The sequence below is a fragment of the Gemmatimonadales bacterium genome (genome assembly GCA_041390145.1).
Classification (GTDB): Bacteria; Gemmatimonadota; Gemmatimonadetes; order Gemmatimonadales; family GWC2-71-9; genus SPDF01.
Map to the genome: position 1 here is coordinate 1 of JAWKQM010000007.1, position 16,588 is coordinate 16,588.

Sequence of the window (16,588 nt, forward strand, 5' to 3'; positions counted from 1 at the left end):
CACGCCGCCCGCCGCGTTGATTTCCTCCGTCGCGAGCTGCGCCCCGTAGCGAATCGGGAGGCTGAGCGGATCGGTGAAGTTGGCCGTGACCCCGATCTGGATGGGGCCGCTGCCGCGTCCGCAGGCGCTGATCATGAGGAGACCAAGCAGGAGCGCGACCGCGCGCGTCCCACCCGGCCGACGACAATGCAGGACCACGTCAGGCTCCGGGCGTAATGCGATGGAAATCCGCATCGGCGGACGAGTACTCAGGGGAGATGCTGTAGGTTAGCCGGGAGACCGAGGCTTGGCAATCCGCGGTAACGCGTCTTCACCAAGGGTCCACCCGTCGAGGACGGGGCCGTCCACGAGACTGACGGAGGTTTCGACGCGGGTGGCGCCCGCACGCCAGGTCAGGCGGAGCATCTGCGTGCCGAGAATCCATTGGGCCATCCCCTGCGACCCCTGGACCGTGGCCGGACGGGGGCCGAACGCCGCCTCGATCTCGTCCCGCCAGCGCACGAAGTCGGCGGTGGGGAGGGTGGCCGACACCGTCACCACGCCGGTGACGCTGTCGATCGCGGCCAGCCAGATGGACACCGGGGTGTCCGCCACCGGGTCGGCCACCTGCGCGCGGCACTCCTGCAGCCGGGGGTCGGCCGTGCTGCGCTGGCAGGAGAGTCCCGCGCCGAGGAGCAGCCGGACCTGTGCGTCGGTGGACGCCAGCGACACACCGGCCCGGAAGCCGTAGAACGAGAGGTCCGCGTTCTGCGCGCCGGAGGGCGACGCGGCGCACAGGCTCACCAGCGCCAGGATGGTTCCCTGCAGCGCGGAAATCAGGCCTTCCGAACGTTGGCCGCCTGCAGCCCCTTGGGACCCTCCACGATATCGAACTCGACCGCGTCGCCCTCGGCCAGGGAACGGAACCCCTCCATGGTGATCGCGGTATGATGCACGAACACGTCCTTCCCCCCCTCCTGCGCGATGAACCCGAAGCCCTTCGCATCATTGAACCACTTCACGGTGCCCTTCGCCATTGCCGCAACCTCAGTTCAACGGGAAAAAAATGGCCGGTCGGAGCGGGTGCGTCCGAACGGCAAGACCTGACTCGACTCCATCCCTCGACTGCCGTGCATGATCCAAGCTGCGAAGAGCGGGGATATCTGTCAATACGCCGGCGGCGCCGACAGCGTCAGCCCGACCGAGCGCAGTTCGTGGTCGAGCAGCCAGGCCTTTGTCTCGAGGCCACCCCCGTACCCGACCAGGCCGCCGTCCTTCCCGACCACACGATGACAGGGCAGGAGGATGGCCAGGTGGTTCGAGCCGTTCAGCTGCCCGACGGCCCGTGGATGGATGCCGGTGCTGGTGGCGATCTCCTCGTAGGAGCGGGTCTCGCCGAAGGGAATGGCGGTCAGGGCGCGCCATACCGCCGCCTGCGAGTCGCTGACGCTCAGGTAGCGCGTGAGATATTCCGGATAGGGAAAGGGGCGGGGATGCCCGGCGAAATAGGCGGTCAGCCACGAAGTGGCCTGCCGACAGGGCCCGGTGTCGATCACCGCTCCTGGCGCGTGCTGCTGCAGTCGTTCGGCCAGACGCAGGCGCCCGGTTCGTTCGGCGAACTCGACGATCAGCGGGCCTTCGCGCGCCTCGAGAATCGTCAGCACGCCGACGGGCGACTGGTAGGATGTCCACTCAATCCGCATGGGGAGTCTCCATCGCCCAATCTATCCGCGGACACGGTCCTTGGCCACGCGTCGCCGGAGGTGGACGCGCGGGCGGCCCGGTGTAACTTGATCGATCCTTCTTGCGGAGAATGCCGATGCTGCTCGCGCTCGCGTTGATGTTCCAGCAGGTGCCCGTCCCGACCCCCGTGGCCTCCGTGACGATTCGGCCTGCGGACGCCGCGGTGACCGTCGGTGACACGCTGCGCCTGACGGCCCAGGCGTTCGATTCGGCCGGCCGGCCCCTCGCGGACGTCCGCACCCGCTGGTTCCTCTCCGGCCTCCAATTCGAGGGCACGGTTGACAGCACCGGGCTGGTGACCGCCGGCGCCGTCGGTGCCCTGCGCGTGACGGTGCTCGCCTCCCCGCAGGGAGGGGCCGGCCCAAGACGGCGTTTGCGGTCATCACCATCTGCCGGGGCCGGCGGCCAACATCGCGGTGCGGCCGGCGCCGGACCGGTTGTATGTGGGCCAGGCGGTCGCGGTCACGTCCACCGTCACCTCCGCCGGGCGACACGCGGCACGATCCGGTCAGCCTGGAGCTCCGATCAGCCGGGGTGGTGGCGGTCTCGAGCACCGGGATCCTGACGGCGGTGCGGCCCGGGCGCGCCACCGTCACGGCCCGGGCGGGCCAAGCGAGCACCACCCTCCAGCTCGCCGTGGCGGCGAACCCGGTGTCCAGCGTCGAGGTGAAACCGGCCCTCGCGACCGTGCGCACCGGCGACGTCGTCCGCTTCAGCTTCGAGGCCCGGGACCGATCGGGGAGCACCGTGGCCGATGTCCTCCCCGAGTGGTACGTCACTCCCGGTTCGGCCCTGATCGAGCCCGACGGCGGATTCGTGGCGAGCGATCCGGGCGTCTACCGGGTCGTGGGTTCGTTCGCGGGGCGTGCCGCCACCGCCATCGTCACCGTGGTGCCCCGCGACGTCGTGCGCCCGACGAGGCTGGTCGGACGCGTACCGGTGCAGGGATTCGCCTCGGCGGAGTTCTGGCTCCATCCCGACGGGCGCCACGGCTACCTCTCCACCGTGGGAGATCGCGTGTATGCCCTGGATCTCTCCGATCCCGCCACACCAGTGATCACCGACTCCGTCATGGTGGACGCCCGCATCGTCAATGACATCATGACGACCGAGGACGGTCGGTTCGGCGTGATGACCCGCGAGGCGGCGTCGACGCGGAAGAACGGCATCGTGATCCTCTCTTTCGAAGACCCGGCCCATCCGAAGGCGATTTCGGAGTTCACCGAAACCGTGACCGGCGGGGTGCACAGCGCCTTCATCTACCGGGGCTACGTCTACCTGACCGACGACGCCACCGGCTCGATGCGCGTCATCGACATTCGTGACCCCATGGCCCCGAAGCAGGTGGCGCGGTGGGAGACGCCGGGGCCCGCCGCCGGCCGGATGCTGCACGACATCGACGTGCAGGACGGCCTCGCCTACCTCAGCTACTGGAACGACGGGCTCGTGGTGCTCGACGTCGGCAACGGGATGCGCGGAGGCAGCCCCGAGAATCCCCAGTTCGTGTCCCAGTACAAGTACGACCTCGAGTCGCTCTATCGCGACGTGGCGGCGGTCGGCGGCCCCGGGTTCATTCGCGGCACCCACACCGCCTGGCGCAGCGGCCGGTACGTCTTCGTCGGCGACGAGGTCTTCGCCGCCAAGCCACAGATCACGGCTGGTCCCAGCGCCTTCGGCCTGGGGCGGGCCTATGGCCGGCTCCACGTCCTCGATGTCTCCGACATCACCCGGCCGCGCGAGGTGGCCTGGTACGAGCCGAGGGACGGCGGCACGCACAACGTCTGGGTGGCGGGCGACACCCTCTACCTGGGGGACTACCAGGGGGGGCTGCGGGTGCTCGACGTCAGCGGGGAGTTGCGCGGCGACCTGCTGGCGCAGGACCGTGAGATTGCCCACGTGTATACCGGCGACGCAAAGGGGAACCTTCCCAACGCGGCCATGGCCTGGGGCGCGATCTACCGCGACGGCAACATCTATGTGCCGGACGTCTTTTCGGGGCTGTGGGTCGTGAAGGTGGAGCCGAAGAACGAACTGACCCCCTAGGCAGGGCTACGGTGGCCGCAACGGGGGCATGCCTCTATCTTTCCCCTTCTATGACCACTACCCAGAATCTTGTCGTGAAGAACTTCACCGACCGCGCCGAAGGTCTTGCGCACTTCATGCTCCGGGCCGGCGAGGCGCCGCGCTTCATTGCCATCGACGACCAGGCCGGCTGCCCGATGGAAACCGCCCTCGCCGCCCTCGAGTGGACCCGGGTCGTCGGCATCCTGCGGGATGACGATCTGCTGCACGCCGGCCGCCTCACCAGTGAAACGGCCGCCGCCGTCGTGGAGCGCAAGTCCGACCGGGGTCCGCAGTACGTCTACCTCGGCCCGCGTTTGGATGCTCCCCCGATGGACGTCTTCGAAGGGGCTGTGCTCTACGACGAGCCCGGCGTCAAGGCCGTCGAGTTCAATCACCGTGCTCACGCCCTCGCGCATTTCCTCCGGGCCACTTCCGGTGTCGGCGCCCTGATGGCGCTGCTCGGACGGCGGGCGCCCGAACTCCGGCACCTGCGGCGCTGGCTCGGCCCCATCCTGCAGGAACTTGACTCGCCCCGTCCGCTGATGGCCGGCTGGTTCGCCGCCTCGGCGGGCGGTTGCCTCTTTGCCTATCCCGAGGGCGACATCGTCTGCCGGTACATCGAAGTGGGGATTGACTCGTGAGGCGTCTGGGCCTGGTCGCCGCCCTGGTTCTCGGCTTGGCGGGCGCCGCGGAGGCGCAGATCGGCCGGGAGCACTTCACGACCCCGGATACCGCCCTCGACGCAGTGCACGCCCCCCAGCAGCAGGCGTTCCTGGTGCTCCGCGACTCCACTTCCACCATCAGCGCTGCCGGTGCCAAGCTCATGAGCGACATGAGCCCATCCAGTTCCCTGGCGTGGATGCAGGCCCGCGCCCACGGGATGGTGGCGGCGTGTCGCAACGCCGTGGGCCCGCTTGCGAACGCCCGGGTGGTCACGACACAGGGCGACTGGCCCCTGCAGAACCAGAAGAAGGCCCAGGCCGACCTCCTGAAGGAGATGAGTTCCTTCGCCGACGACCTCACCGACTGCGAGAAGCGGTGGACCGCCCTCGCCGCCGAGACCAGCAGCGTTTCGTTTCGGGAAGCCGCGCCCCACGAGATGAAGAAGCTTCAGGACAAGCTCGACAAGTTCAATCGCAGCGCGCAGACCTACCTCCGGTACATCGGCATCAAGCTCCCGCCAAAGGGCACTCCCACGCCATGACCCCCCCTGGGCCCCTCGCCGCGTGGCGGAGGGGCTGGGGATTTGTGGATACACATTTCCACATCGGGTGGACAATCCCGTTACAGGGCTGTCCAGCCACGCTTTATGGCTCCACAAAGTACCCACACGAAGTGACGTAACCCGAATAAATACAGGCACTTGCGCCATTTTGGACTGTCCCTAGCTTAGGAGAGCATCTGGGCTGTCTGAAAGCGCGTCCTTAAGGCGCCTTCCCGGCGGTTTGGGTGAGTTCGGACCGGAGGCGCAGGGGAGGGGGTCGATGCCGTAAAGGCGCGGCTGCCGATGAGCCTGGACCAAGGCCGGCCGAACGGGTGGAGCCAGTCGCGTGCTCTGCCCACCCCGATCTGGCGCCTCGGGGTGCCGTGCGAAGGGACGGTCCGCGACCCGACCCGACTCGCAGCGCTCGCAACGACGACCTCGGCCGGATTCCGATCTGGCCGGGGCCACGACCGAAGGGGCTGGTCCCCAACGGGTCTTTGTGTGAAACGGCCGCCCGGTGAAGAACCGGGCGGCCGTTTCTGCGTCTGTACCCCGGACGATGCCGTCAGCCGCCCCAGTCGCTCCGTCCGCGGTAGGCGCGGCGCCGGTCGAGCTGCCAGAGGCTCCGCGCGCTCACCAGGTCGTCGCCCTCGAAGTTGTCAGGATTTGCCAGTGCGTCCGCCATGCTCGCCGTCTTGGCGCTGGCGTTGTCGGCGTAGTGCAGGACTTCGGCTTCGAGCGTCATCGGCGCCACGGCGGCGCCGAATTCAAGCCGCCCGTGATGCGACAGCACCAGGTGCTGGAGGATGCCGAGCTCCTGCTCGGTGCACGGCATCGGCTGGGCGGCGCGCACGGCGCGGTCGAGCATCAAGGCCCCGAGCGCCACGTGGCCCTGCAGACTGCCCGCCTCGGTCATCGCAAAGAGGCCGCCATCCCAGCGGTACGACTCCAGCTTGCCGATATCGTGGAGCAAGACCCCGGCGAGCACCAGGTCGGGCTCCGCCCGGCACACTCGCGCGATGGCGCGGGCGATGCTCGCCACTTCCACGGTGTGCTTGAGGAGACCGCCGAGTTCCGCGTGATGCCCGGCAAGGCTGGCGGGGCAGGCCTCGTAGCGCAGCCGGAAGTCGTCGTTGGCGTAGAACAAGTCGAGGGTGGCGGCGAGCCGTGGCCGGACAATTTCGGCCCGCCATCCGTCGAGCGTCTTCCAGTACGGTGCCGGATCGCCGATGGACGGGACCAGCTGGCTGAGGTCGACCGCCCCCTTCGGCAGGGGCCGGAGGGAGGTGACCTTCAGCTGACGGACGCCGCGGTAGAGCGCGACCTCACCGATGACCTGCACCACGTCGCCCGCGGCGAGCCCGGCGATCTTCGGCTGGTCCTCCAACCAGAAGGGCGCGCTGGCGAGCTTCCCCGTCGCGTTGGCGAGCGTCAGGATCGTGTGGGGGGTGTCCCCTCCGCGGCGGTCCACTCCGAGGATCAGCAGCGGGTCCTGGATGCGCTGGCCGGGGGAAAGGCCGGGCAATTCGGTGGGGTGGCTCATCGGGGCGGCTCGGTCCGGAAAGAGGGAACGGAGCAAAGGTAACAGCCTCCGCCAAATCGGTACGCGAAGCATGGCGGGGTGGTGTGACACCACCGGCGGCGGAGATCCTTGCCCCGGATCGGATGACGGATACCTTCTCCTCTCATGGACGCCCACCCCCTCCTCCTCGTGACGACGGACCCCGACGCGACCCAGCGGCTCGCGGCGGCGCTTGGAGGCGCCGGTCACCAGGTGGTTCCCGCGGGCAGTGGCGAGGCGGCGGCGGCGGCGCTGGGGGTGCCGGGGCTCGGTGGCGTCGTGGTGGATCTGGCGCTCCCCGGGCTGGATCTCGCCGCCCTGCGTCGTTCACTCACGCCGGCGAGCCCCGTGCCGCCCGATTCGCTGGCGGATGCGGAGCGCCGGCACATTGTCCTTGCCCTGAACCACACGCGGGGCAACAAGCGGCAGGCGGCGATCCTGCTCGGGATTTCCCGGTCCACGTTGCTGCACAAGATCCGCAAGTACGGACTGGAGGCGGTGGCGGTGCGGGGGCGCTCGGCGGGCTAGGAACACCGCGTGGCCCGGAGTCGACGTGACCCCCGGACCCGGCCCTCCGCCGGTGCCGTCTTCCGGCGTGGACCGCGCGGCGTCGCTGCCATTCCCTCGTTTCGCTTCGCTCATCGCTCAATCCGCACCCGCCCGAGGCGGGAGATGACCACCCGCCGCGTTGCGTCGCCCTTGGTGAGGGTCCAGGAGGCGTTCGAGAATCCCATCGTGATGCCGGTCGGCGAAAAGGTCAGGGTTCGTGCCGCCCCGGTCATGGCGACGGCAAACTGGCTGGGGCCAGGGACGCTCCATCGCCGGACCGGGCCTCCCGGCTCCATCGACTCCATGATGAGCGAGTCAGGTGAGACGTGGAGTACCGTGACGCGGGATTCCACCACCGCCGCGACGCGTGCTCTGGCGTGGGCACCGGCGATTTCCCCGGCCGCATGCTCGACCGCCAGGGTATCGAGCGGCTCCGAGAGCCGGGGCGCCGCAATGCCGAGCACGAGCCCGACGATGCTGAGGGCGACGAGGAGTTCGAGAAGGGTGGCGCCGCGTGTCATGGTGGGACGATATCGTTCGGCGGCGCGCGCGCGTCACCCTGCCGCGGCGGGCGTCATCCTCCGCGTGCGGGCGGCCCTTGCTCCCGCCCTCTGGCGGAGGCATACTGCGGGTCCTTTCTGACCCCTGGGGATTGGTGGCGTATGACAGCGCGCGTGCTGGTCGTCGACGACGAGCCGGCCATTCGCCACGCGGTGAGCCGGTTGTTCCGCCGTGAAGGGTGGAACGTGGTAACGGCTGCCACGGCGGGGGAGGCCATCGCCGCGCTCGAAACGGCGCCGGTGCACGGGGTCCTGTTGGATTATCATCTCCCCGGGATGTCGGGCGCCGACCTCGGCGCGGAAATCGTGCAGCGCTGGCCCCTGCTCGCCGGCCGGCTCGTGTTCGTGAGTGGCGACCCGCAGCTCACGGTCGAGGCGTTTCCGGCGGCCTGCCAAGGGGCGCGCCTCATGCCGAAGCCCTTCGACCTCCTTGAGCTGACGGCAGTGATGCGGGGTGTGCTTGACACTCCGCCGGACCGTTCACAATCCGCCGGGACCCTCGCATGACCCTGCCCACCGGGCTGGCCTCGCTGTCAGGTGCCGACCCGCTCGTCGCCCTCCGCGCCTACCGCGCGCTTGCCCCGTGGAGCCTCCGCGATCTGGCCTCCCTGGCGGGAGCGCTGCTCGAGGCTTCCAACATCGTGCCGGTCAATGCGGCCGCGCGGGCGTTGCCGGGGGAACGGACCATCCGGTTCTACGTGGCGCGCGGCCTGGTGAGCCCGCCCGAGGGGCGGGGGACGGCGGCCACGTACGGCTATCGTCACCTCCTGCAGGTGCTGGTCATCAAGCTGCGGCAAATGGAAGGCGCCACCCTCGATTCCCTCGGCAAGGAACTGGCGGAGCTGGCCGGCGACATGATGGAGCGTCGGGTGGCGAGCGCGCTGGGACCGGCGTTGCCGATGCCGGAGCGCGTCCTGGCCGCACCGGGCACACACGAGCCCCGGGGTCGCGTGGCCCGCGCCATGCAATCCGCGTTGCCCGCGCCGGGCCAGCCGCCGCGGCCCACGACCTGCAGGCGGGTACCGTGCGGTCCCGGTGTCGAATTGCTGCTCGACGAGCGGCATCCCGCCTTGCGGGTGCCAGGTGCCGAGGCCGCCCTGGCCCGGGACATTGCGCGGCTGCTCGATCAGGCGGGGTCCGGTTCGGCGCCCACGCCCTGAGTCCGTCACTCTCTCTTCGGAGTCCGGCATGACGACAATCCTGTTCTTTGCGGTCCTCGCCGCCATCCTGCTCTGGGGGGTCGGCGCCTACAACGGCCTCGTCAGTCTCAAGAACCAGGTCCGAAACGCGTGGACGCAAATCGATGTGCAGCTCAAGCGGCGGCACGACCTGATCCCCAACCTGGTCAACACCGTGAAGGGGGCCATGGACTACGAGCGCGGCACGATGGAGGCTGTCATCAACGCGCGCGCCAAGGCCATGGGGGCGCAGGGGGTGAAGGCCACCGCCGAGGCCGAAGGGCAGCTGACGCAGGCGCTCGGGAAGTTGTTCGCCCTGATGGAAAACTATCCGGACCTCAAGGCCACCAAGAACGTGCTGCAGCTCCAGGAGGAACTGACCAGCACGGAGAACCGGATCGGATTCTCGCGGCAGCACTACAACGACGTTGCCACCGAGTACAACACCAAGCAGCAACAGTTCCCCACCAATCTCGTGGCGGGTATCGCCAAGGCGACGCCGGCGGACCTCTGGGTCATCGTGGACGACCAGGAACGCGCGGTGCCGGTGGTCGACCTGTCTTCCCGTCCCCCGGGCGCGTGAGCGACGCGAATCTCTTCGCCCAGCAGGCGGCCAACCGGCGGCGGTCGGCCTGGTTGGTCGCCCTGTTCGTGCTCTTCTTCGCGTGGGTGGGGTTCGGGGGCGACTATGCCTTCTACCTGCTGACCGCCGGCGCCCCCGCCGGCCAGTATCACCACACCGTCCCCTTCATCGGGCTGCTGACCACCGCCGCCGCCTCCGCGCTCTGCTACTTCTCCTGGAAAACCGGTCCCCGCCGCGTGCTGCTCGCCGCCGGGGCGTGGGAGGTCGTGACCCCCGCGTCCCCCGCGCAGCTGCAGCTGATGAACGTGGCCGAGGAGATGGCGATCGCGGCGGGGCTGCCGAAGCCCACGGTCTGGGTCGTTCCCGACCAGGACCTCAACGCCTTTGCCACCGGGCACGACTCGCACCACGCCAGCATCGCCGTGACGGAGGGTTTGCTGGCCGCCCTCGACCGTGATGAGTTGCAGGGCGTGGTAGCGCACGAGATGTCCCACATCCAGAACGACGACGTGAAGCTGATGACGCTGCTGGCGGGGATGCTGGGCGCGGTGGCGCTGCTCTCCGACGGGATTGGCCGCTACCTGCGGCTGGGGGGACGGGTGGGCGGGTCGTCGCGAGGCGGTGGTCGGAGCGGCGGGAAGGGCAACAACCCGCTCGGCGGGATCCTGCTGGTCCTGTGGGTGTTCACGCTGCTGATCGCGCCGGTGGTCACCCGGCTGCTGGCCATGGCGGTCAGCCGGAAGCGGGAATACTTGGCGGACGCCACGGCGGCCCAGCTCACCCGCCACCCGGAGGCGCTCGCCCGGGCGCTGGAAAAGCTCGACGCCGCCTCGGCGCCGACGCGGAGCATCACGCAGGGGGCCGCGCATTTGTGCATCGTGGATCCGGCGGAACGGAAGCTCAGCGACCGTGAAGGGATTGTGGGAGACATCTTCGCCTCCCACCCGCCCATCCGGCTGCGGGTGGCGCGCCTGAAGGCCATGGCCTTCCAGAACGCCAAGCGCGAGGGGGGAGTGCTGCCGGCCTAGACGGCGCCCGGCAGCGCGATGGCGGCCGCGAACCCCTCGGGGTCGAGCGGCAGCCCGAGAATCTCGGTCGGATGGACGGCCTCGGCGGCCGTGCCGTCACCGTCCTGCAGGACGAAGAGCTGGTACGAGCGGTCCACTGGCCGCGGCAGGTCGGCGGGCAGCGAGCGTTCGGCCACGACTACCAGCGAGACGTCAAAGCCTTGTGATGCGCGCCCGAGCGCGCCCGAGTCGACGACCCGCTGGATCGCATACCCCGCGCGGCGGAGCAGCGACTCGACCACCCGCGCCGTTCCTTCGTCCGGCACGAGCACCAGCGCACGTCCGCGGGGCAGGGCCTCCTGTCGGGCGCCCTCGCCGAGGTCGATCATCTGCAGACCCGGCGCATACTCCGCGGTGGCCGCCCGCCGCAGTTCCCCCGCCCGTTTCACGATGCCCCGAATGCGCTCCAGCATGCTCCGGACGGTTTCGAGCGAGTGTCGCTGCGCGTCGTTCAGCGCGTCCTGTCCGCTGAGGAGCAAGTCCATCTCGGCGGTGGCCGCCATGAGGGGATTGTTGATCTCGTGGTGCAGGGTCACGGTCATCTCCCCGACCGCTGCCCGTCGCTCGACATGCACCAGTTCCCGCTCCGCGGTGGCGAGCGCCTCGCGAAGAGAGCGCATGCGGCGCACCCGCTCGACGACCTCCGGCAGCATCGCGGCGAGCGAGGCATCCTTCACCAGGTAGTCCTCGGCGCCGGCCCGCAGCGCGTCGGCCGCAAAGGTCTCGCTCCCGTGCGCGGTCACCATCACGACACTCGGCGGATCCGGCCAGGCGCGCAGGGCCAGCAGCACCTCGCGTCCCGCCAGGTCCGGGAGGTTCTGGTCGAGGAGCAGGACGTCGGCACGGGCGGCGGCCAGGAGTGCTTCCTGTCCGGTGGCCACATGCTCCAGATCGGTGAAGCCGTGCGCCGTGAGCGCGGCGGCCGCGAGCCGGACCATGGCTGGATCGTCGTCTACCACGAGGATGCGCAAAGCGCTCCGTTCAGCCACGTGCCGCCTCCGTCTCGGTCCGGAATCCCACCCGCGCGAATTTTTCCCACGTCGTCTTGCCCCGCCAGGCGTCGAACAGCCCGCGCAGCCGCCAGTACAGTGTAATGTGGCGGAAGCTGAAGGGCACGTTTTCAAGGATCGCATACCCCAGCAGCACCAGCACGTCCCGCCGCCGGCCGAAGGGGAGGAGCCCCCGCTGAAGCCGGTCCGCCATGCCAAACCGGAACCGCCAGGCCCCCACCAGCACCGCGAACAGGTTGACCAGCATGCCGTAGCCGAACGCCGCCAGGAAGAAGGCGATGGCGTAGGGCCAGTTGATCAGGTGGATGTCAAAGGCCCACTGCAACAGCAGGAGGAACGAGAAGAAGAAATATCCCGCCAGCTCGATCATCGGCCCGTAGTACTCGAAAAACCAGAAGGCCGGCAGCGCGAAGGTGCCGATCCGGCCAAACCGGCGCCGGAAGAGCATGGCCCGGTGGTAGAAGAGCGATTCCCGGAGGCCGCGATACCACCGCCCCCGCTGCTTGCGCAGCGACTCGAGTGATTCCGGCACCTCGGTCCACGCCACCGGATGGGGGAGGAAGGCGATGCGGCGGTCGAGCTGCTTGTCGCGGATGTAGCGGTGGAGGCGGACCACGATCTCCATGTCTTCGCAGACGGTGCCGGCACCCGCCGCGACGTATTCCTCGACGATCCGGTGGCGGACGAAGGGCGTCAGGTAGCCGCCCGCCCGGATGACGGCCTCTTTCTCGAAGACGGCGAACACCCCGGAGAGGATCAGGATCGAGTCGAGCCGGTCGAGGCCGGTGCGTCCGGTGGTGAACGAACGCAGATACTCGACCATCTGGAACCGCGCCAGCGGGTGGCGGGGCAGGCCCACGCTCACCACGCGCCCGTTGCGGATGGTGCACCCGTTGGCGATCGCCACCTGGCCGCCCACCGCCACGACGCGCGGGTCCTCCTGGACCACCCGCATCATCTCCTTCAGCGCGCGCTGGTCGAGAATCGAGTCGGCGTCGAGGCAGACGAAGTACGGCGCCGTCGAGGCGTTGACGCCCACGTTCAGCGCGTCGGCCTTGCCGGCGCTCTCCTTGTCGATGACGACCAGCCGCAGGACCCCCTGCGGCAGCGGTCCCCTCGCCTCGTAGAGCGCTCGGACCCGCGCGGTCCCGATGGCCTCCCTGTACGGCAGGTCGGTCCGCCGGAGCTTGAAGGCGTGCTTGAGCCGCTCCAGCGTCGCGTCGGTTGAGCCGTCGTTGACAACCACCACCTCGAACCGGGGGTAGTCGCAATGAATGAGATTGGTCACCGAGTCGACGATCGTCACTTCTTCGTTGAACGCCGGCACGATCATCGTCAGCGGCTTGGTCGACCCGCTGTCGTCAATCAGGTCGAGGTCCTCGACGAAATGCCCCGTCACCTTGCGTCGCACCTGCCGCGCGGAGAGCGCGATCAGGAGGAGCGTGTAGCTGTTGTATACGATGAAATACGCCAGGAAGAACGGCTGGGCGGCGAGCGCGATGACCGTGAGCGCGGCGAGGAAGGACTGTTGCATCAGGCGCCTGGCAGGGCCGCGCGGACGGCGCTTCGCAACGCCGGCGCCGGGTCTTCCATGGCCATCCGGCGGGCCATCGGATCGTCGAGGAGCGCGAGAACGACGCCGGCCCGCAGCCGCCGGTCCATGTCGGTATCACCGGCCCGCCGCCGCAACTCCGCCAGCGGAAGCGCCGAGGCCGCCGCATCGGCAAGCAGGCGGCGGGGGATGCCCGCCGGAAGCGACACGGCGGCCCCGGTCAGGAGGCTCGCCACGGCCGCCATGGCGCGCACCTCCTCGGCGGGATCTGCCGCCAGCGCCGCCAGGTTCGCGGTGGCGCCGCCAGCCGCGCAGGCAGCCGCCACGGCGACGCGGACCGCTGCCACCGGGTCGCCGGCCAGGCGCTCAAGCGTGGTCGCGTCGATCAGGTCGGGGTGGTGCCACCAGTGGCGAACGAGCGCCGCACGCACCTCGGCGTCGGGGTCGCGCCAGAGCACGTCGAGGACGGATGAGGCGGCCGGCCCATGCGCCTCGGCCACGGTTTGAATCACGGCCAGCTTGCCGGCGAGGTCGCCCGGCCCGGTCAGGCGCTCAAGCAGCGTTGGAATCCGGGTGACGTCGAGTCGGGTCACCGCGCTGGCGATGGCGGCGCGCACCTCGGGCGCGGCCCCATCCAGCTGGCGCAGGAGGGTGACGGCGGTGGAGGGATCGCCTACGCGGCCCAGGGCCAGGACCGCCTCACGACGTACGGCAACATCACGGTCGGTCAGCAGGTCGAGCAGTCCTTCCCCGACTGCGCGCGCCCCCGTCAGGCCCAGCGCGGTGGCCGCCGCAGTGCGGACGGCCGGGTCTGCATCGCTGGTGCGGGGGAAGATCCGGTGGGCCAACGCCGGCCCGCCAACCTGCCCCACGAGCAGCATGGCCGCCGTTCGCACGCGCTGATCATCGTCGCTGAGTTGCTCCAGGGCGGCATCGATCGCCATGGTGGCCCCGAGCGAGCGGAGTACATCGAAGGCGTCGGCCCGCAGCGCGGGATCGGTGTCGTGGCGCGCGATCTCGAGCAGCTCCGCGGCGAGGTCGCGGCGGCCGGCGCGCCGGATCGCCTCGATCATGGCAGTGCGCACTGGTGCCGCCGGATGGGCCAACCCCTCGGCCAGCAGTTCACGGGCGCCGGCATGCCCGAACCGGGCGAGCGTCTCCGTCGCCTCCGCCACGTCCTCGCCACGCTCGATGGCCTCGATCATCCGGCCTGGCACACCCAGCCGCTCCAGTGCGACGGCCGCGCGGATGCGGATCTCCGGGTCGGTGTCGTCCAGCGCCAGGAGGAGGGGACCTTCGGCCTCCGCCCCGACCTGCTCGAGCGCCTCGACGCTGCGCATGCGTACCCACCAGGCCGGGTCGCCGAGCGCGCGTACCAGTCGTTCGATCACTTCGGGCTCATCGAACTGCCCGAGCGCCTGCGCGATACGCGCCCGTACAAAGGGAGCGGGGTCGCTGAGCAGGTGGTCGAGGAGATAGCCGACCGCGCGGCCGTCGCCGATCCGTCCGAGCGCGCTGGCGCACTTGGCACGGACCTCGTCATCGAGGTCGTTCAGGGCGTGCACAAGGGAGGGAAAGGCGCGCGCGGCGCGGACTTCGCCGAGGATACTCGCCGCCCACGCCCGAGCGGGATGGCGGCTGGAATCCTCGAGAAACGTGATCATCGGATCGACGGCGAGCGCGCCATGTCTGGTCAGGATGTCGGCAATGCGCGGCACGAGCCACACCTCGGAGCGCTTGAGCGCCTCAACGAGGGGAGGGACCGCGCGGGGATCGCCGATGCGCGCGAGGGCGCGGAGTGCAATTTCCCGGACGTCGGCGTCCTCGGTGCGGGTGGCAGCCACGGTTTCGAGGAGCGCGGGCACCGCGTTCGCGTTCCCGACACGCCCCAGCAGTTCCGCAGCGAAGGCGCGCTCGCGCCACTTGGTCGCGGTGCGGAGCCGCGTGACGTACTTGTCCACGAGCCCGAGCCGATCGTAGGCGTCGAGGAGCCAGGCCGGCCGCTCGGTGGCCCCGCGCGCCTGCTCCTCGAGCACGGCCTCCAGCGCATCGAAGTCCTTGAGCGTCGACAATTCCCGCAGCTGGGGCTCCAGCAGCGCCCGGTCCCGGAGGGCGAGACCGGTCACCAGGTCGCGATAGACGCCCTTGCGGTAGGCGAGACGCCGCTCAAGGCGGTTCAGGTAGGAGGTGTAGAGCAGCCAGGAGAGCACGGCAATGAGGCCGATGCCCGCCATGGCCAAGGCGACCCCCAGAATGATCGGAAGGGTGATCACCGGCGGTACCCGTGGCGGTCATGGACGGTCAGGGTCGGCGTCGTCATGGGGCGGCGACTAGCTCCAAGTTGTTAAAATACAGTTGTTTACGTCAAGCGACCGGTGGCGCACCCGACGGATTGATGGTCGGGGCACAGCCGGTCGCAAGGGTGCACGAATCGCGCCACTTGGCGGCGCGAAGGTGGGTCAGGCGGGGTCGTTGTCTTCGAGGAAGACCAGGGTCTGGCGGCGGGCCATGACCGCCTCGAGCCCGGCAAACACCGCCGGGTCGACGGCAATGCCTGTCAGGTCGCGGATGCGGTCGACGGCAAAGTTGGCCGGCATCTTCTCCTGGTAGGGTCGGGAGGTGGTGAGCGCATCGAAGATCTCGGCGATGCCGAGGATCCGGGCGCCGAGGGGAATGTCCTCCCCCTTGAGCCCGTCGGGGTAGCCCTCGCCGTCCCACCGCTCGTGGTGGCTGCGGATGCAGGTGATCGCGTTGTGCAGATGCGCGAGCGGCGCGAGGATCTGGGTGCCGATGATGACGTGGTCCTTCACGTGCTCGTACTCGGCGGGCGTGAGGGGACCCTGCTTGGCGAGGACTTCCTCGCGGATACCGATCTTGCCGATGTCGTGCAGGCGGCCCGCGGTGCGGATGACCTCGATATCCTCGTCGGACAGCTGCAACTCGGCGGCGATCATCGCCGAGAGATCGGCGACTCGCGCCGAGTGGCCCCGTGAAAAGGGGTCCTTCGCCTCCAGCGCGTTGACCAGCACTTCGAGGGTGGCAATCGTGACCCGCTCGAGCGTGGCGCGCTCGCGCCGCACCTCTGCTGCGCGAATGGCCACCTCTTCCTTCAGCCACTGGTTGACCTGCGCGGTCTCCATCTGGGTGGCACGCCGGCGCATGGCACGCTCCAGCGCCCGCCCGAGGTCCACCAGGTCGATCGGCTTGATCAGGTATTCAAAGGCGCCGCGCTGCATGCAGAGCGCGGCGGTGGTGGCGTCGGTGACGGCGGTGAGCATCAGGATGGCGAGATGGGGTTCGAGCTCGAGCGCCTGGGGCACCAGGTCGATGCCGCTGACGCCCGGCATGCGGACGTCGAGGAGCATGCCCGCAATCTTCTGGCGCCCGAGCACGGCGAGCGCCTCTTCCCCGGACGCGGCGGTGCTGACCTCGTACCCCTGCTGGGTCAGGTAGCGCGCCAGGGCGGCGCGGATCGGTTCTTCGTCGTCGACGATCAGCAGTGACGCCAGCCCCTCAGGCATCGACACGGGCACGCTCC

At 69.6% G+C, this 16,588-nt stretch carries 19 protein-coding genes; 9 read left to right on the forward strand and 10 right to left on the reverse strand.

Annotation, left to right across the window (positions count from 1 at the left end; genetic code table 11):
• The 4 genes from R2910_07375 to R2910_07390 all read right to left on the reverse strand — a co-directional run.
• A partial coding sequence (locus R2910_07375; GenBank protein MEZ4412784.1) for a hypothetical protein occupies positions 1–198 on the reverse strand: 198 nt, incomplete at its 3' end.
• 69 nt (positions 199–267) lie between these two features.
• Positions 268–783: a hypothetical protein gene (locus tag R2910_07380; GenBank protein MEZ4412785.1), complete on the reverse strand. Its 516-nt coding sequence runs from the start codon at positions 781–783 to the stop codon at positions 268–270.
• Between the two features lie 32 nt (positions 784–815).
• Positions 816–1,016, reverse strand: coding sequence for a cold shock domain-containing protein (locus tag R2910_07385; protein ID MEZ4412786.1), 201 nt, complete (start codon positions 1,014–1,016; stop codon positions 816–818).
• A 129-nt stretch (positions 1,017–1,145) separates the two neighbouring features.
• Positions 1,146–1,682, reverse strand: a complete 537-nt coding sequence (locus R2910_07390; protein MEZ4412787.1) for a methylated-DNA--[protein]-cysteine S-methyltransferase — start codon at positions 1,680–1,682, stop codon at positions 1,146–1,148.
• A gap of 116 nt (positions 1,683–1,798) precedes the next feature.
• Between R2910_07390 and R2910_07395 the strand changes: the two genes are divergently transcribed.
• The 4 genes from R2910_07395 to R2910_07410 are packed head-to-tail and all read left to right on the forward strand — an operon-like array spanning position 1,799 to position 4,990.
• Entirely contained in the window at positions 1,799–2,287 is a 489-nt protein-coding gene (locus R2910_07395) for an Ig-like domain-containing protein (protein ID MEZ4412788.1), read from the forward strand.
• Complete coding sequence (locus R2910_07400) at positions 2,260–3,765, forward strand: hypothetical protein (GenBank protein MEZ4412789.1); 1,506 nt, start codon at positions 2,260–2,262, stop codon at positions 3,763–3,765. Before R2910_07395 ends, R2910_07400 begins: the two co-directional genes overlap by 28 nt.
• A 50-nt stretch (positions 3,766–3,815) precedes the next feature.
• A complete protein-coding gene (locus tag R2910_07405; protein MEZ4412790.1) occupies positions 3,816–4,427 on the forward strand; it encodes a hypothetical protein in 612 nt (203 codons plus the stop codon).
• The gene (locus tag R2910_07410; protein MEZ4412791.1) at positions 4,424–4,990 is read left to right on the forward strand and encodes a hypothetical protein; all 567 of its coding nucleotides are present in this window, start codon (positions 4,424–4,426) and stop codon (positions 4,988–4,990) included. Before R2910_07405 ends, R2910_07410 begins: the two co-directional genes overlap by 4 nt.
• A gap of 565 nt (positions 4,991–5,555) precedes the next feature.
• Here the strand turns inward: R2910_07410 and R2910_07415 are convergent.
• A complete protein-coding gene (locus R2910_07415; GenBank protein MEZ4412792.1) occupies positions 5,556–6,533 on the reverse strand; it encodes an HD domain-containing protein in 978 nt (325 codons plus the stop codon).
• 144 nt (positions 6,534–6,677) lie between these two features.
• Here R2910_07415 and R2910_07420 point away from each other — a divergent pair, with 144 nt between their 5' ends.
• A complete protein-coding gene (locus tag R2910_07420) occupies positions 6,678–7,079 on the forward strand; it encodes a helix-turn-helix domain-containing protein (protein MEZ4412793.1) in 402 nt (133 codons plus the stop codon).
• A gap of 110 nt (positions 7,080–7,189) precedes the next feature.
• Here the strand turns inward: R2910_07420 and R2910_07425 are convergent, their stop codons facing one another.
• A complete protein-coding gene (locus R2910_07425) occupies positions 7,190–7,621 on the reverse strand; it encodes a GspH/FimT family pseudopilin (GenBank protein MEZ4412794.1) in 432 nt (143 codons plus the stop codon).
• Between the two features lie 141 nt (positions 7,622–7,762).
• Between R2910_07425 and R2910_07430 the strand changes: the two genes are divergently transcribed.
• The 4 genes from R2910_07430 to R2910_07445 are packed head-to-tail and all read left to right on the forward strand — an operon-like array spanning position 7,763 to position 10,449.
• The gene (locus R2910_07430) at positions 7,763–8,167 is read left to right on the forward strand and encodes a response regulator (GenBank protein ID MEZ4412795.1); all 405 of its coding nucleotides are present in this window, start codon (positions 7,763–7,765) and stop codon (positions 8,165–8,167) included.
• Positions 8,164–8,820 (forward strand): MerR family transcriptional regulator, encoded by a 657-nt coding sequence (locus R2910_07435; protein ID MEZ4412796.1) that lies wholly within the window; start codon positions 8,164–8,166, stop codon positions 8,818–8,820. The genes R2910_07430 and R2910_07435 overlap by 4 nt, the downstream gene beginning before the upstream one ends.
• Before the next feature lie 28 nt (positions 8,821–8,848).
• Positions 8,849–9,421, forward strand: coding sequence for a LemA family protein (locus tag R2910_07440; GenBank protein MEZ4412797.1), 573 nt, complete (start codon positions 8,849–8,851; stop codon positions 9,419–9,421).
• The gene (locus R2910_07445; protein MEZ4412798.1) at positions 9,418–10,449 is read left to right on the forward strand and encodes a M48 family metallopeptidase; all 1,032 of its coding nucleotides are present in this window, start codon (positions 9,418–9,420) and stop codon (positions 10,447–10,449) included. The genes R2910_07440 and R2910_07445 overlap by 4 nt, the downstream gene beginning before the upstream one ends.
• On the opposite strand, the gene R2910_07450 is transcribed toward R2910_07445, so the two are convergent.
• From R2910_07450 to R2910_07465, 4 genes are all read right to left on the reverse strand, one after another.
• A complete protein-coding gene (locus tag R2910_07450) occupies positions 10,446–11,477 on the reverse strand; it encodes a response regulator (GenBank protein ID MEZ4412799.1) in 1,032 nt (343 codons plus the stop codon). The genes R2910_07445 and R2910_07450 overlap by 4 nt on opposite strands.
• Entirely contained in the window at positions 11,470–13,032 is a 1,563-nt protein-coding gene (locus tag R2910_07455) for a glycosyltransferase (GenBank protein MEZ4412800.1), read from the reverse strand. Before R2910_07455 ends, R2910_07450 begins: the two co-directional genes overlap by 8 nt.
• Entirely contained in the window at positions 13,032–15,323 is a 2,292-nt protein-coding gene (locus R2910_07460; protein ID MEZ4412801.1) for a HEAT repeat domain-containing protein, read from the reverse strand. Before R2910_07460 ends, R2910_07455 begins: the two co-directional genes overlap by 1 nt.
• Positions 15,324–15,509: 186 nt before the next feature.
• A complete protein-coding gene (locus R2910_07465) occupies positions 15,510–16,571 on the reverse strand; it encodes a response regulator (protein MEZ4412802.1) in 1,062 nt (353 codons plus the stop codon).
• Positions 16,572–16,588: the final 17 nt, after the last annotated feature.